Below are 17357 nucleotides of genomic sequence, written 5' to 3' on the forward strand. Positions count from 1 at the left end.
CCATGCGCCTCCACCACGTCGACGTCGGCCGGGGTCAGGCCCGCATCCGCGAGAGCCTGCCGGATCACCCGCTGCTGCGACGGACCATTCGGCGCCGTCAGACCATTCGACGCGCCATCCTGGTTGACGGCGGAACCACGCACCACCGCCAGGACGCGGTGACCGTTCCGCTGCGCGTCGGAGAGCCGCTCCAACACCAACATGCCCACACCCTCAGACCAACCGGTGCCGTCCGCCGCACCCGCGAACGCCTTGCACCGACCGTCGAAGGCCAGCCCGCCCTGGATGGCGAAGTCGAGGAACGTGTCCGGCGTCGGCATCACCGTGACACCACCTGCCAGCGCCAGATCACACTCGCCACGGCCCAGCGACTGCGCCGCCAAATGCAACGTCACCAAAGACGACGAACACGCCGTATCAACCGTGACCGCGGGACCCTCAAATCCGAACGTGTACGACACCCGCCCGGAGACGACGCTGCTGGAGTTTCCCGTGCCGAGGAAGGCACCGACACCATCGGGAACCTCGGTCAGCCGGGCCGCGTAGTTGTGGTACATGACGCCGGCGAACACCCCGGTCTGACTGCCATGGACCGAGGACGGATCAATGCCCGCCGACTCGAACGCCTCCCAGGACGCCTCCAGCAGCAGCCGCTGCTGCGGGTCCATGGCCAGCGCCTCACGCGGCGAGATCCCGAAGAAACTGGCGTCGAAGGCGGGTGCGTCGTGCAGGAACCCGCCCGCCAACGTCCGTTCGACGCCCGGCCGCTCCGGGTCGGCGACGAACTGGTCGGCCGGGTCCCAGCCGCGGTCGGCCGGGAACGCCGTCATCCCGTCCCGGCCGCGGAGCAGCATCTGCCACAGGTCCTCTGGGCCGGTCACCCCGCCCGGGTACCGGCAGGCGAGGCCGACGATGGCGATCGGGTCGTCGGAGGTGCGCGCGGTGGCAACCGCCGTACGGTCGGGCGCCGCCGAACCGCCGAGCAACTCGCTCTGCAGGTACTCGACCACCGCCAGCGTGCTCGGGTAGTCGAAGACGAGGGTGGCGGGCAGCCGCAGGCCGGTCGCGGCCGACAGTTGGTTGCGCAGCTCCACCGCGGTCAGCGAGTCGAAACCGAGGTTCTTGAACGCCCAGGTGGGCTGCACCGCGTCCGGGCTGGCGTGGCCGAGCACCGCCGCGACCTGAGTCCGTACCAGATTCAGGATCGTCTCGTGCTGTTCGGCCTCGCCGAGCGCGGCCAACTGCTGCGCCCAACCGTCGCCGCCGGCACCGCGGCGGGCGGACTTGCGGCCGGTGGTACGCACCAACGAGCGGAACAGGTGCGGCACCTCGGTTGCCGTGCGCCGCAGCGACGCGAGGTCGAGACGCATCGGCAGGGCCACGGGGTCCTGTCCGAGCTGGGCGGCGTCGAAGAGGGCCAGGCCCTCGGCGTCCTCGAGGCCGCGGGCGCCGCCGCGCTGCAAACGGGACCGGCCGGTGTCGTCCATGCTGCCGCCCATGCCCTGCGACTGCGCCCACAGGCCCCACGCCATGGACACGGCGGGCAGACCCTCGGCACGACGGTGCTGCGCGAGCGCGTCCAGGAAGGTGTTGGCGGCGGCGTAGTTGGCCTGGCCCGCGCTGCCGAGGATGCCGGCGGCGCTGGAGAACAGCGCGAACATCGCCAGGTTGCGGTCCCGGGTCAGCTCGTGCAGGTGCAGGGCAGCGTCGGCCTTGGGGGCGAGTACGGCCGTCAGGCGGTTCGCGGTCAGCGAGGTGACCAGGCCGTCGTCGATGACACCGGCGGTGTGCACGACGCCGGTCAGCGCGGGGAGGTGTGCCAGCAGGGCGGCCAGCGACGCGCGGTCGGCCACGTCGCAGGCGGCCACCTTGACGGTGGCGCCCAGGGCGGTGAGTTCGGCGACCAGGTCGTCGGCCCCCGGTGCGGCGGGTCCTCGGCGGCTGGTCAGGACCAGGTGACGCACGCCGTACGCGGTGATCAGGTGCCGGGCCACCAGCGCGCCCAGTGCACCGGTGCCTCCGGTGACCAGCACCGTGCCACCTGGCTCCAGGGCGGGGCGTTCGGGCTGCGCGGCGGTGGTACGGACGAGTCGCGGCGCGCGCAGCACCCCGTCCCGTACGGTCAGTTCGGGTTCGCCCGTCTCGACGGCGGCGGCGAGCAGTTCCCCGCCGGCCGCGCCGGCGACGTCCACCAGGACGAAGCGACCCGGGTTCTCGCTCTGCGCCGAGCGGACCAGTCCCCAGACCGGTGCGTGCACAAGGTCGGTGATGTCGTCACCGGCCGCGCCCGAGGTGATCAACACGAGACGCGACCCGGCACAGCGCTCGTCGGTGAGCCACTGCTGCATCAGGGTGAGCACACCCGTGGCTGCGGCGTGCATCGCGGCTGGCAGCTCGGCGTCCGGGGCGGGCGGGAGCGGCACCAGTACCGTCTCCGGCACCTCGGCTTCGAGCAGGGACTCCAGATCCGGATGGACGCCGGCCTCGACGCCGGGGATGACCGGGCCGAGCACCGCCCAGGAGGGCTGGGTGGTGACGGTGACCGGCAGCTGCACCCAGTCGAGCCGGAACAGGGCGTCGGTGACGGCTGGCGCTTGTGCCAGCCGGCCGGTGTCCACCGCGCGGAAGACCAGCCGGTCGATGGCGGCGACCGGGGCGCCGGTCCCGTCGGCGACGTTGATCGTCAGGCCCTCGTTGGCGCGGGTGAGGTGGACCCGCAGGGCCGACGCATCCCGGGCGTACAGGGTGACTCCGGTCCAGGCGAACGGAAGGCGCGGCGCGTCCTGCTCCGCCGCCGGGAAGCCGAGTGCGTCGGCGTGCAGGGCGGCATCGAGCAGCGCGGGGTGCAGACCGAATCCGGCGACCGAGGCGGTCTCCGGGAGCTCCACCTCGGCGTACACGTCGTCGCCGCGACGCCAGGCGGCCTGCAGTCCCTGGAACATCGGACCGTAGCCGAAGCTGGCCGCGGCGAGGTCGTCGTAGAGCCCGGCGGCGTCGAGCGGCTGCGCTCCGGCTGGCGGCCATTCCTGCAGTTCCGGCGGCGCGACGGGCGTCTCGGTGGTGAGGAGACCGCTGGCGTGCCGGATCCAGGCGTCGTCGATGGCCGCGTCGCCGGGGCGGGAGTAGACGGCGACAGGACGCGAGGTCGCACCAGCGGAGCCCTCGACGGTCACCCGCAGGACGACCGCGGCACGCGTCGGCAGGACCAGCGGCGCCTCGATAACGAGTTCCTGCACGGTGCCGCAGCCGACCTGGTCACCAGCGTGGACGGCGAGGTCGACCAGGGCGGTACCGGGCAGCAGGACGGCACCCGCGACCTGGTGGTCGACGATCCACGGTTGGCTCTGAGCGGAGATGCGGCCGGTGAGCACGACCGTGTCGCTGTCGGGCAGGGCGACAGCGGCGCCGAGCAGCGGGTGGCCGGTCGCGGACTGGCCGAGGCCGCTCGCGTCACCGGCCGCGGGGGCGGCGCGCAACCAGTAGCGCTGGCGCTGGAAGGCGTAGGTGGGCAGGTCGATCGTGGTGGTCGTCCGGCCGGCGAACACGCCGTGCCAGTCCAGTTCGAGGCCGCTGGTGTGCAGGCCGCTGAGCGCCGCGGTGAACGCGGCGATCTCTTCGCGGCCCTTGCGCAGCGCCGCGGCGACGGCGAGTGGCGTGTCGCCGGCGCTCTCCCGGGCCAGGCCGGAAAGTACGCCGTCCGGGCCCAACTCCAGCAGGGCGGTCACGCCGCGGGCGAGTACCGCGGTGATGCCGTCGGCGAAGCGGACGGTGTCGCGGACGTGCCGGACCCAGTACGCGGGCGAGCACAGCTCGTCAGTCGTGGCCAGGGCGCCGGTGACGTTGGAAACGACCGGGATCCGCGGCGCCGCGAAGTCGAGGTGGGCCAGGACCCGGCCGAACTCGTCGAGCATCGGCTCCATCAGAGCGGAGTGGAACGCATGGCTGACCCGTAGCCGGTGGACCCGCTCCCCGGCGGCGCGCCAGGTTTCGACCAGGTCCTCGACGTGGTCCGCGTTCCCGGAGATCACCACCGAGGTGGGGCCGTTGACGGCCGCGATCGAGACCTGGCCGGCCGAGGCGGCTATCGCCTCGGCGACGGTGGCCTCGTCCAGGGCGACCGCGGCCATCGCGCCGCCGCCGGGCAGCGCCTGCATCAGCCGGCCGCGGGCGGCGACGAGCACGCACGCGTCGGCCAGCGAGAGGACGCCGGCCACGTGGGCCGCCACGATCTCGCCGATGGAGTGGCCGATCAGGCAGTCCGGCACGACGCCCCACGACTCGGCCAGGCGGAACAGCGCGACCTCGACGGCGAAGAGCCCGGCCTGTGTGAAGACGGTGTCGTCGAGGTCGCCGGCGGCCGGGTCGGTGCCGAACACGACGTCGCGCACGGACGCGCCGAGTTCGTTTTCGAGCAGCTCGCATGCCTGGTCGAAGGCGGTGGCGAAGACCGGGAAGGTGTCGTACAGCCGACGACCCATGCCGACGCGCTGACTGCCCTGGCCGGTGAACATGACGGCGACGCGGGCGGCGGCCGGGGCGACGCCAGCGAGCGTGCCGAGGCCACCTTGGCCCTCGGCCAGGTCCGTCAGACCGTGCAGGAGTTCGGTGTGGTCGGCGCCGAGCACGACGGCGCGGTGCGGGAACCGGGCCCGGGTCACGGCCAGGGAGAGGCCGACCTGGGCCGGGTGCGTGTCCGGTGCGGCGGCGACGAACTCGGCGAGCCGGGCCGCCTGGTCACGCAGGGCCGCCTCGGACAGGGCGGAGAGCACCCATGGCACGACGACGCCGTCCGGAACCGTCGGTTCGGCCGCCGTGGGGGCCGCGGCGGGCTGCGGCGCCTGCTCGATGATAGTGTGCACGTTGGTGCCGCTGACGCCGAACGAGGAGATGCCGGCCCGGCGGGGGCGTTCGGTGCGGGGCCACGGCTGGGCCTCGGTCAGCAGTTCGACCGCGCCGGCCGACCAGTCCACCTGCGGGGTCGGTTCGTCCACGTGCAGGGTCGGGGGTAGGTAGCCGTGCCGAACCGCCTGCACCATCTTGATCACGCCGGCGACGCCGGCCGCGGCCTGGGTGTGCCCGATGTTCGACTTGATCGAGCCCAGCCACAGCGGCCGCCCCTGCGGACGGTCCTGCCCGTAGGTGGCCAACAGCGCCTGCGCCTCGATCGGGTCACCCAACCGGGTCCCGGTGCCGTGCGCCTCCACCGCGTCCACGTCAGCCGGCGACAGCCCCGCGTTCGCCAACGCCTGCCGGATGACCCGCTGCTGGGACGGGCCGTTCGGCGCGCTGAGGCCGTTGCTGGCGCCGTCCTGGTTGATCGCCGACGAACGCAGTACGGCCAGCACCTCGTGGCCGTTGCGTTCGGCGTCGGAGAGACGTTCGAGCAGCACGAGCCCGGCGCCCTCGCCCCAGCCGGTGCCGTCGGCGGCACCCGCGAACGCCTTGCAGCGGCCGTCCACCGCGAGGCCACGCTGGCGGGCGAACTCGACGAACGCTCCAGGGCTGGCCATCACTGTGACGCCGCCGGCCAGCGCCAGGCTGCACTCGCCGCGCCGCAGCGACTGCGCCGCGAGGTGCATGGCAACCAGCGACGAGGAGCACGCGGTGTCGATGGTGATCGCGGGCCCTTCCAGGCCCAGCACGTAGGAGACGCGCCCAGAGATGACGGCGGTCTGGCTGCCGGTGATGAAATAGCCCTCGGAGCCTTCCGGCGCCTCGTACGCCTCGGAGCCGTACCCCTGGGCGGTAGCGCCGACGAAGACACCGGCCGGGGTACCGCGCAGCGAGTGCGGGTCGATCCCGGCCCGCTCGAAGGCCTCCCAGGCGATCTCGAGCAGAATGCGCTGCTGCGGGTCCGTGACGATGGCTTCGCGCGGGCTGATACCGAAGAAGGTGGCGTCGAAGTCGCCGGCGTCGTAGACGAAGCCGCCGTCACGGGCGTACGACTCGCCGTCCTCGCTGTCGCCGTCGCTCCAGCCACGGTCGGCGGGGAACGGCGCAATCGCGTCGCGGCCCTCGACGGCGAGCTCCCAGAGCTGCTCCGGGGTGCGGACGTCGCCGGGGAACCGGCAGCTCATCGCCACGATGGCGATCGGCTCGTCGCCGGCGGCCACCATGCTTCCCACGATCGGCGCGGGCGTGTCGTGGGCGCCGAGCGCCTCGGCCAGCAGAAAGTCGGCGACGGCGTACGCGTTCGGGTGGTCGAAGACCAGGGTGGACGGCAGGCGCAGGCCGGTCGCCGCGTTGAGCCGGTTACGCACCTCGACCGCGGTCAGTGAGTCGAAGCCGAGGTCGCGGAAGGCCGAGGCGGGCTGGATCGCGTCGGTGCCGGAGTGGCCGAGCACGGCGGCGGCCTGCGACCGGACGATCTCGAGGACCACGTCGCGCCGCTCACCGGCGGGCAGGACGGCCAGCCGCTGGGCAAACTCGGTGCCCGCCTCGATGGACGACGGCTGCTGCTGGGCCTGGGTCTGCTGCCGCACGTCGGGCAGGTCACCGATGAACGGCCGGGGCCGGGCGGCGGTGTATGCGGGGGCGAAGCGTTCCCAGTCCATGTCGCAGATCGACACGGTGGTCTCTTCGTGCTCGACGGCCTGCACCATGGCGAGCACGGCGAGCCGCGGATCCATCGGCTTTAGCCCGAGGCGCAGCACGGCGATCTCGTCGCCCGTGGCGCCCATGCCGCCACCGGCCCACAGGCCCCAGGCGATCGACGTGGCGGTCAGGCCGCGGGCGCGCCGCTGCTCGGCGACCGCGTCCAGGGCGGCGTTGGCCGCGGCGTACGCGCCCTGGTCGGCGCCGCCCCAGACAGCGGCGTTCGAGGAGAAGAGAACGAACGCGTCGAGCGAGGTGTCGCCGAGCAGTTCGTCGAGGTGGGCGGCGCCGGCGGCCTTGGCGGTGATGATCGCCGCCGTCTGGTCGAGGTCGGTGTCGGCCAGCGCGGCGGTGTCCCCCACCCCGGCCGCGTGTACGACCGCGGTGAGTGGCTCGTCGCTGTCCTGGTCGGTCTCGGCGAGGACGGCGGCCAGCGCGTCGCGGTCTGCGGTGTCGGCGGCCACGATCGTGACGCGGGCGCCGAGGGCGGCCAGTTCGGCGCTCAGCTCGTCCACGCCGGGGCTGTCGGCGCCACGGCGGCTGCACAGCACCAGGTGACTCGCCCCGTTGCCGGCGGCCCACCGGGCGACGTGCCGGCCGAGCGCGCCGAGGCCGCCGGTGATCAGGATGGTGCCGCGCGGGGTCCAGTTCTCTCCGCCGGCCGAGTCGATCAGCGAGGCGCGCTGGAAGCGACGGCCGAACATGCCGCTGGCGCGTATGGCGATCTCGTCGTCGTCACCGGCGCCGCTGAGCGCGGCGGCGAACTGGGCGAGGCTGCGCTGGTCGGCCGCCGGTGGCAGGTCGATCAGGCCGCCCCAACGGTCCGGGTGTTCCAGACCGGCGACCCTGCCGAGGCTCCAGATCTGCGCCTGGGCGGGGAGGGCGGCTGCGTCGGCTCCGCTGGTGGAGACCGCGCCGCGCGTCGCCAACCACAGTGGAGCGTCGATTCCGGCGTCGCCGAGTGCCTGCACGAGGGCGAGGTTTCCGTTGAGCCCGCAGGGCACGGCTGGATGGTCGGGGTGCGGGGCGTCGTCGAGAGCGAGCAGGGAGAGGATGCCGGCGGGCGGTGTGGCGGCGGCGATCTCGCGGATCCGATCGGCGAGCGCCGCGCGGGTGATTCCTGCCGGGTCGCAGGAGAGGCGGATCGTGTTGCCGCCGTGCGCGGCGATGGTGGCCTCGGCACCGTCCATCCACTCGTTGGCGACACCGTCAGGGGTGATCAGGAACCAGGTGCCGCTCAGCGCGGTGGTTCGGGTCGGCAGCGGTTTCCAGGTGACGCGGTAGCGCCACCGATCGATCGTGGAGCGGTCCTGGTACTGGCGACGCCAGGTGGCCAGAACGGGCAGCGCGGAATCGACCCAGTGCTGTTCTCCGGCGTCGAGCGCGGCTTCGAGCGCGGCGGTGTCCTGGCGGTCGACGGCGTCCCAGAAGCGGAATTCCTCGGGGGCCATCTCGTGGACGTTCGGGGCGGTGCGTTCGTCGTCGGCTTCCTCGAGCCAGAAGCGTTGATGCTGAAACGCATACGTCGGCAAATCCACCACCGACCCACCAACACCCAACACCCCCGACCAATCCACATCCACACCCGCCGCGAAAACCTCACCCGCCGACAACAACAACCGCCCCGCCCCACCCTCACCACGCCGCAACGAACCCACCACCGACACCCCACCACCCACACCCTCCACCACATCCTGAACCGCCATCACCAACACCGGATGCGCCGACACCTCCACCACCACACACCCCACACCCGCAACCCCCAACGCCACACCCAACGCACCCTCAAAATCCACCCGCTCACGCAAATTCCGATACCAATAACCCCCACCCAACTCCGACCCATCCACCAACCCACCCGACACCGACGACACCATCGCCACCGACCCCGAAACCCCCGACACCGACCCCAACAACCCCACCAACTCCGACTCCAACACCTCCACCTGAGCCGAATGCGACGCATAATCCACCGGCACCCACCGCGCCCGCACCCCCTCACCCTCACACCACCCCACAAACTCAGCCAACAACCCCACCTCACCCGACACCACCACCGACGACGGACCATTCACCACCGCCACCGACAACCCACCACCCCACCGACCCAAAACCCCCTCCACCACACCCACACCCGCCGCCACCGACACCATCCCCCCACCACCGGCCAACCCCACCAACAACCGCGACCGCAACGCCACCACCCGCGCCCCATCCCGCAACGACAACACCCCCCCCACCACCGCCGCCGCAATCTCCCCCTGCGAATGACCCACCACCACCGACGGCACCACACCCAACCCCGCCCACACCCGCGACAACGACACCATCACCGCCCACAACACCGGCTGCACCACATCCACCCGCTCCAACGACGGCTCCCCCACCACCCCCCGCAAAACCCCCACCAACGACCAATCCACAAACTCCGACAACGCAACCTCACACTCACCCATCGCCCCCGCAAACACCGAAGACGACTCCAACAACTCCACCGCCATCCCCACCCACTGCGACCCCTGACCCGGAAAAACAAAAACCACCCCACACCCCGAACCCCCACCCACCCCCGACACCACACCCGACACCGGACCACCACGGCCGAAGTCGGTGAGGTTGCGCAGCAGTTCGTCGCGGCTGTCGCCCACCACGACGGCGCGGTGGTCGAACAGTGAGCGCGACGACAGCAGGGAACGGCCGATGTCGGCCGGGTCGAGATCGGGCCGCTCGGTCACCCAGCGTGCGAGCCGCTCGGCCTGTCCGTGCAGGGCGACCGGGGTCTTGGCGGACAGGACCCAGGGCACGACCGGCCCGTCCAGGTCGCGACGCGGGGTTGACGCCTCGGGCTCCTCGGCCGCCGCAGGTGGTGCCTCTTCAAGGATGACGTGGGCGTTGGTGCCGCTGATGCCGAACGACGAGACACCCGCACGGCGCGGACGCTCCGCGACCGGCCACGGCTGCGACTCGGTCAGCAGGGCGACCTCACCCGCCGACCAGTCCACCTTGGAGGACCTCTGGTCGACGTGCAGGGTGCGCGGAAGCATCCCGTGCCGCATCGCCATCACCATCTTGATCACCCCGGCGACGCCGGCCGCGGCCTGGGTGTGCCCGATGTTCGACTTGATCGAGCCCAGCCACAGCGGCCGGCCCTCCGGACGGTCCTGTCCGTAGGTGGCGAGCAGCGCCTGCGCCTCGATCGGGTCGCCGAGGGTGGTGCCGGTGCCGTGCGCCTCGACGACGTCGACGTCGGCCTCGGTGAGCCGGGCGTTTGCCAGCGCCTGGCGGATGACCCGCTGCTGGGAGGGACCGTTCGGCGCGGTCAAGCCGCTGCTCGCGCCGTCCTGGTTGATCGCTGAGCCGCGCACGACCGCCAGCACCCGGTGCCCGTTGCGCTGGGCGTCAGAGAGCCGTTCGAGGACCAGCATTCCGACGCCCTCGGCGAAACCGGCGCCGTCCGCGGCATCCGCGAACGCCTTGCATCGGCCGTCGGGCGCCAGGCCACGCTGCCGGGCCAGGTCGACGAAGGTGTCCGGGGTGGACATGACGGTGGTGCCGCCGGCCAGCGCCAGGGTGCAGTCGCCGTTGCGCAGCGCCTGCGCCGCCAGGTGCAGAGTGACCAGCGACGACGAGCAGGCGGTGTCGACCGAGACGGCCGGACCCTCCAGGCCCAGGGTGTAGGAGATGCGTCCGGAGGTGACACTGTAGGCGTTGCCGACGCCGAGGTAGCCCTCGATGTCAGCGGGGATGGTGTCGAGACGGGCGGCGTAGTCCTGGTACATGACTCCGGCGAAGACGCCGGTGCGGGTGCCGCGCAGCGTCTGCGGGTCGATCCCAGCCTGCTCCAGCGACTCCCAGGCGACCTCGAGCAGCAGCCGTTGCTGCGGGTCCATGGCCAGCGCCTCCCGCGGGGAGATGCCGAAGAACGCCGGGTCGAAGTTGGCGGCGTCGTAGAGGAAGCCGCTCTCCCGGGTGTAGAAGGTGCCCGGCTGGTCGGGGTCCGGGTGGTACAGCGCGTCGAAGTCCCAACCGCGGTCGGTGGGGAACGCGGAGACGACGTCGCGCTCCTCGGTGACGATGCGCCACAGCTCCTCGGGAGAGCCTGCGCCGCCCGGGTAGCGGCAGCCGATCCCGACGATCGCGATCGGCTCGTGTCGCCGCTCGTCCGCCTCGTCCAGCCTTTGCTTGGTCTGCTGCAGGTCGGCCGTGACGCGCTTGAGGTATTCGCGAAGTTTCTGCTCATTCTGCATGTACGGCAACCTCTTCGATACGGCAGCACGACCGGGCTGGACTCAGGTCAACGGAAGCCGCCACCACATGCGAGCTCCCGGAGCGGACACAGCGGACAGGTGATCGACGAATTCCCTTGTCAGAACAGGGATCCGTCGGGGCTGCTCGCTCTCCTATGCGACCGTAAGGGACGGTCCAGGATGGCTGACACCCCTAACCGTCCCCCTACGCACCCGAGGATCCGCCCGCCGGTCAGAGCACCCCGAGCTGGTTGTCGATCAGCGCGAACATCTCGTCGTCGGTGGCCGAATCGAGTTGCACGACCACGTCACCGTCGGCGTCCTTACGGGTCAGACCAGCCAGGATCGCCTGCAGCCGCCGGGTGATCTCGGCCTGCTCGGCCTCGTCGAGCTCGGCGCCCGCCAGGGCCGACTCCAGGCGATCCAGGTCCTTTCGGACCACCGTCCGGCCGCTGCCGCCGGCACCGGCACCGGCCACCAGCTGCTTGTCGAGGTGCTCGGCGAGCGCGTCGGTGGACGGGTAGTCGAAGATCAGGGTGGCCGGCAGCCGCAGTCCGGTCGCCGCGTTCAGCCGGTTGCGCAGTTCCAGCGCGGTCAGTGAGTTGATGCCGAGGTCGAGGAAGCCACGAGTGGGCGTGACGTCCTGTGGACCGGCGAAGCCCAGCACCGCGGCGACATGCGTACGCAGCATCTCCTGCAGCAGCTTCGCGCGTTCGGTCTCGGCGAGCCCAGCGAGACGCTGGGCGAGGGCGTTGCCGTCGGGTTCGGCGCCGCCGCCGGCGGCGCGCCGCGCCGTGGTGCGGACCAGCCCACGCAACAGCGGGGCAAGGTCGCTGCGGTCGGCCAGGGCCCGCAGCCGGGCCAGCTGCAGCTTCACCGGTACGACCACCGCCTGCTCCGACGTCCAGCCGGCGTCCAACAGCGCCAGCCCTTCGGCGGTCGGCAGCGTGCCCACCCCGGACTCGGCGATCCGCCGCCGGTCGTCCTCGCCCAGCTCGCCGGTGAGTCCGCTGCGCTGCTCCCATAGCCCCCAGGCCAGCGATACCGCAGGCAGCCCGGCGCGACGCCGGTGCCGGGCCAGAGCGTCCAGGAACGTGTTCGCGGCCGCATAGTTGCCCTGCCCCGGGCCGCCGAAGACGCCGGCCGCCGACGAGAACAGCACGAACGCGCTGAGCTTCAGGTCCCGGGTGAGCCGGTCCAGGTGGACCGCCGCGTCGACCTTGGGACGCATCACCCGGTCGAGCCGCTGCGGGGTGAGCGAGCCGAGCACCGCGTCGTCCAGGTCACCGGCCGTGTGGACGACCGCGGTGAGCGGCCGGTCCGCCGGGATCGTGGCGAGCGCCGTGGCCAGCGCGGTCTCGTCCGCCGTGTCGCAGGCCAGCACGGTGACCTCCGCGCCGGCCGCCTCGAGCTCGGCGGTCAGGTCGGCGGCGCCGGTGGCGGCCGGGCCGCGGCGGCTGAGCAGCAGCAGGCGCCGGGAGCCGTAGTCGGTGACCGCACGACGGGCGACCAGCGCACCGAGGGTGCCGGTACCACCGGTGATCAGCATGGTGCCGGACGGGTCCAGGGCCGGCTGCTCGGTGGCGGCTACCGTCCGGGCGAGTCGGGGCGCGTGCAGCACGCCGTCGCGCAGCGCCAACTCGGGTTCGCCGGAGGCCAGCGCCGCGTTCAGTTGATCGCCGTCCGGGAGATCGGCGCCGACGTCGAGCAGCAGGAATCGGCCGGGGTTCTCCGACTCGGCCGAGCGGATCAGACCCCAGACCGGGGCGTGGACCAGGTCGTCGGGCAGGTCGCCGACCTGCGGGCCGGCCGCGCCGCGGGTCAGGATCACCAGGCGGGTCGCGGCGAGCCGCTCGTCGGCGAGCAGCGCCTGGACCGTCGCCAGGACGGTCGCGGTGGCAGCCCGGGCCCGCTCCGGCAGGCCGGTGGTCGGCGCGACCGGCTCCGGATCCAGGGCCAGGCAGACGGCGTCGGGGGCCGGGCCAGTTTCCGGTACGTCCGCACGGCCGAGAGCAGCGGTGAGCTCACCGGCACTCAGGATCGCGTAGGACACCGTGGCTGGGGCCGGGGCCGCCGTCAGGGCGGTCCAGTCGACGCGGAACAGCGAGTCCTGCTGGTTGACGCCCGCGGCGGCCAGGCGCCCGGCGGTGACCGGGCGGGTGGACAGCCCTTCGACGACGGCGACCGGCGCGCCGGTCGGGTCCGCAGCGGTCAACGAGATCCGCCCGTCGTCGTCGACGTGCAGGCGGACCCTCAGCCGGGCGGCGCCGGTAGCGTGCACGCTCACCCCGCCCCAGGAGAACGGCAGCCGCACGTCCTGGTCCGGGCCTGCCTCGGCGGCCACCAGAACGGTGTGCAGGGCGGCGTCGAGCAGCGCCGGGTGCAGCACGAATCCGGCCGTTGCTCCGGCGTCCGGCAGCGCCACTTCGGCGTACAGGTCGCCGTCGTGCCGCCAGGCGGAGCGCAGCCCCTGGAACACCGTGCCGTACTGGTAGCCGTGGCCGGCGAGGCGCTCGTACACCCCGTCGACCGGGAGCGGTTCGGCGCCGGCGGGCGGCCAACTGGTCAGGTCGTCGGCGACGATCGCGCCGCGCGCGAGGGTGCCAGCGGCGTGGCAGGTCCAGACCGGATCGGTGTCGTCGTCCGGGCAGGAGTGCACGGTGATCGCGCGCCGCCCGTCACTGTCGGCGGCCTCGACGCTGACCTGCAGCCGGATTCCGCCGGCTGCGGGCAGCACCAGCGGCGCGCGCAGGGTGAGCTCCTCGACAGTGCCGCAGCCGAGCCGGTCTCCGGCGTGCAGGGCGAGGTCGACGAAAGCGGTGCCGGGCACCAGCACGCTGCCCAGCACGGCGTGCTCGGCGAGCCATGGGTGGGTGCGCAGCGAGATCCGTCCGCTGAGCACGAGGCTGTCCGAGTCGGCGGGTGCGACGGCGGCGCTCAGCAGCGGATGGTCGACGGCTTCCAGGCCGAGGTCCTTCGCGTCGCTGACCGCGGCCGGACCGTCGAGCCAGAAGCGTTGATGCTGAAACGCATACGTCGGCAAATCCACCACCGACCCACCAACACCCAACACCCCCGACCAATCCACATCCACACCCGCCGCGAAAACCTCACCCGCCGACAACAACAACCGCCCCGCCCCACCCTCACCACGCCGCAACGAACCCACCACCGACACCCCACCACCCACACCCTCCACCACATCCTGAACCGCCATCACCAACACCGGATGCGCCGACACCTCCACCACCACACACCCCACACCCGCAACCCCCAACGCCACACCCAACGCACCCTCAAAATCCACCCGCTCACGCAAATTCCGATACCAATAACCCCCACCCAACTCCGACCCATCCACCAACCCACCCGACACCGACGACACCATCGCCACCGACCCCGAAACCCCCGACACCGACCCCAACAACCCCACCAACTCCGACTCCAACACCTCCACCTGAGCCGAATGCGACGCATAATCCACCGGCACCCACCGCGCCCGCACCCCCTCACCCTCACACCACCCCACAAACTCAGCCAACAACCCCACCTCACCCGACACCACCACCGACGACGGACCATTCACCACCGCCACCGACAACCCACCACCCCACCGACCCAAAACCCCCTCCACCACACCCACACCCGCCGCCACCGACACCATCCCCCCACCACCGGCCAACCCCACCAACAACCGCGACCGCAACGCCACCACCCGCGCCCCATCCCGCAACGACAACACCCCCGCCACCACCGCCGCCGCAATCTCCCCCTGCGAATGACCCACCACCACCGACGGCACCACACCCAACCCCGCCCACACCCGCGACAACGACACCATCACCGCCCACAACACCGGCTGCACCACATCCACCCGCTCCAACGACGGCTCCCCCCCCCCCCCCCGCAAAACCCCCACCAACGACCAATCCACAAACTCCGACAACGCAACCTCACACTCACCCATCGCCCCCGCAAACACCGAAGACGACTCCAACAACTCCACCGCCATCCCCACCCACTGCGACCCCTGACCCGGAAAAACAAAAACCACCCCACACCCCGAACCCCCACCCACCCCCGACACCACACCCGACACCGGACCACCAGAGGCGACACTCCGGACGCCCGCGAGCAGTTCGGCACGGTCGGCGCCAACGGCCACGGCGCGGTGCTCGAAGGCGGCCCGGTTACCGGCCAGAGCGCGGCCCACCGCCGCGACGTCCAAGTCGGGACGCTGCTCGACGTACCGGAGCAGGCGCTCGGCCTGCGCGCGCAGCGCGGCCTCGGAACGGCCGGAGAGCACCCACGGCACGACGGCCGTGCCCAGCGGCGGCTCGGCGCCGGCCTCGGCAGGCTGCGCGGCGACGGCCGGGGCCTCTTCGAGGATCACGTGCGCGTTCGTCCCGCTGATGCCGAACGACGAGACACCCGCCCGGCGCGGACGCTCGGTCCGGGGCCACGGCTGCGTCGCGGTCAGCAGCGACACCTCACCCGCCGACCAGTCCACCTGCGTCGTCGGCTCGTCCACGTGCAGCGTCTCGGGCAGCACCTCGTGCCGCAGCGCCATCACCATCTTGATCACGCCGGCGACGCCGGCCGCGGCCTGGGTGTGCCCGATGTTCGACTTGATCGAGCCCAGCCACAACGGCCGCCCCTGCGGACGGTCCTGCCCGTAGGTGGCCAACAGCGCCTGCGCCTCGATCGGGTCACCCAACCGGGTCCCGGTGCCATGCGCCTCCACCGCGTCCACGTCAACCGGCGACAGCCCCGCGTTCGCCAACGCCTGCCGGATGACCCGCCGCTGCGAGGGGCCGTTCGGCGCGGTCAGGCCGTTCGACGCGCCGTCCTGGTTGATCGCCGATCCACTCAGGACAGCGAGGATCCGGCGGCCGTTGCGGCGCGCCTGCGACAGCCGCTCCAGTGCCAGCATGCCAACACCTTCGCCCCAGTTGGTGCCGTCCGCCGCGGTTGCGAAAGCCTTGACCCGCCCGTTCAGGGCCAAGCCGCGCTGGCGGCTGAAGTCGGTGAAGTTCACCGGCATCGACATGATCGTGACTCCGCCGGCCAGCGCCAGGTCGCAGTCGCCGTTCCGTAGCGCCTGCGCTGCCACGTGCAGCGTCACCAGCGACGAGGAGCAGGCGGTGTCCAGCGTGACAGCCGGCCCCTGCAGGCCCAGGCAGTACGCCACCCGCCCGGACGCGACGCTGCTGATGTTGCCGTTCGACAGGAACGGCTCGATGTCGGCGGGCACCGTCGGCACCGTCCAGCCGTAGTCGTTGTGGATCATGCCGACGTAGACGCCGGTGGAGCTGCCCTTCAGCTCGGACGGGTCGATGCCGGCGCGCTCCAGCGCCTCCCAGCTCGTCTCCAGAAGCAGCCGCTGTTGCGGGTCCATCGCCAGAGCCTCGCGCGGGGAGATGCCGAAGAACGACGCGTCGAAGCCGTCCGCGTCGTCGACGAAACCGCCCTCCCGCACGTACGTGGTGCCGGGCTTGTCGGGGTCCGGGTCGTACAGGCCGTCAACGTCCCAGCCACGGCCCACCGGGAACTCGCCGATCGCGTCGCCGCCCTCGGCCACCAGGTCCCACAGGTCTTCCGGCGACCGCACCCCGCCGGGGAACCGGCAGGCCATGCCGACGATCGCAATCGGCTCGCGCGCGGCCTCCTCGGCCTCCGCCAGCCGGGACCGTGTCCGGCGCAGTTCGACGGTCATGAACTTGAGGTTCTCGAGCAGCTTGTCGTCCTGCGCCATGATCAGGCCACCAATCGGTTGTTCAGTTACGTCGGGGAGCGGGCACCGGGGTCAGGACCGACCGAATTCCCGCTGAATGATGTCGAGCAGTTCGTCGGCGTCGGCAGACGCCAGGTCGTCGACGGGCTCCTCCGGCGCGGTACGCCGGTTCCCGGTCCACTCGGCCAGCAGCGTCCGCAGCCGGTCGCCGATGCGGTCGGCGTCGTCGCCGTCCGCCTTCAAGCCCGCGAGCAGTGATGCCAGGCGGTCCAGCTCGGCCAGCACCGACCCTGGCCCGGCCTGCTGGGCGCCGAACACCTCGGCGAGGAGGTGCTCGGCGAGGGCCAGCGGCGTCGGGTAGTCGAAGACCAGCGTGGCGCTGAGTCGCTGCCCGGTCTCGGCGTTGAGGCGGTTGCGGAGCTCGACTGCGGTCAGCGAGTCGAAGCCCAGCTCGCGGAAGGCCCGCTCCGGCGGCACCGCCGCGACGGAGATGTGCCCGAGCACCCCGGCGACGTGGGTGCGGACCAGGGTGAGCAGGGCGTTGTGCCGCTGCGCCGGGGACATCGCGGCGAGCCGCTCCGCCAGGCCCGGTCCGTCGATCGCCGCCGCGGCCGACCGCCGGGCACCGGTCCCGACGAGCTTGCGCAGGATCGGGGCGGTCGGTCCGTTCGCCCGCAGGGTGCCGAGGTCGAGGTGCATGGGTGCGAGCACCGGATGACCACCATCAAGCGCAGCATCAAACAACGCAAGCGCCCGCCCCGACTCCAACGGCCGCATCCCCG

3 protein-coding genes are annotated in these 17357 nt (G+C 72.1%); all 3 read right to left on the reverse strand.

Annotated elements, in window-relative coordinates:
• A partial coding sequence (locus AB0C25_RS36330; protein ID WP_357379600.1) for a type I polyketide synthase occupies nt 1-10841 on the reverse strand: 10841 nt, incomplete at its 3' end.
• Nucleotides 10842-11073: 232 nt separating this feature from the next.
• On the reverse strand, nt 11074-16596 hold the full coding sequence (locus AB0C25_RS36335; protein ID WP_357379602.1) for a type I polyketide synthase: 5523 nt from the start codon (nt 16594-16596) through the stop codon (nt 11074-11076).
• Nucleotides 16597-16647: 51 nt separating this feature from the next.
• Nucleotides 16648-17357, reverse strand: a 710-nt coding sequence (locus tag AB0C25_RS36340) for a phosphopantetheine-binding protein (RefSeq protein ID WP_357379604.1), incomplete at its 5' end; no start/stop codon positions are given.

This window comes from Micromonospora sp. NPDC048839 (assembly GCF_040649915.1).
Classification (GTDB): domain Bacteria; phylum Actinomycetota; class Actinomycetes; order Mycobacteriales; family Micromonosporaceae; genus Micromonospora.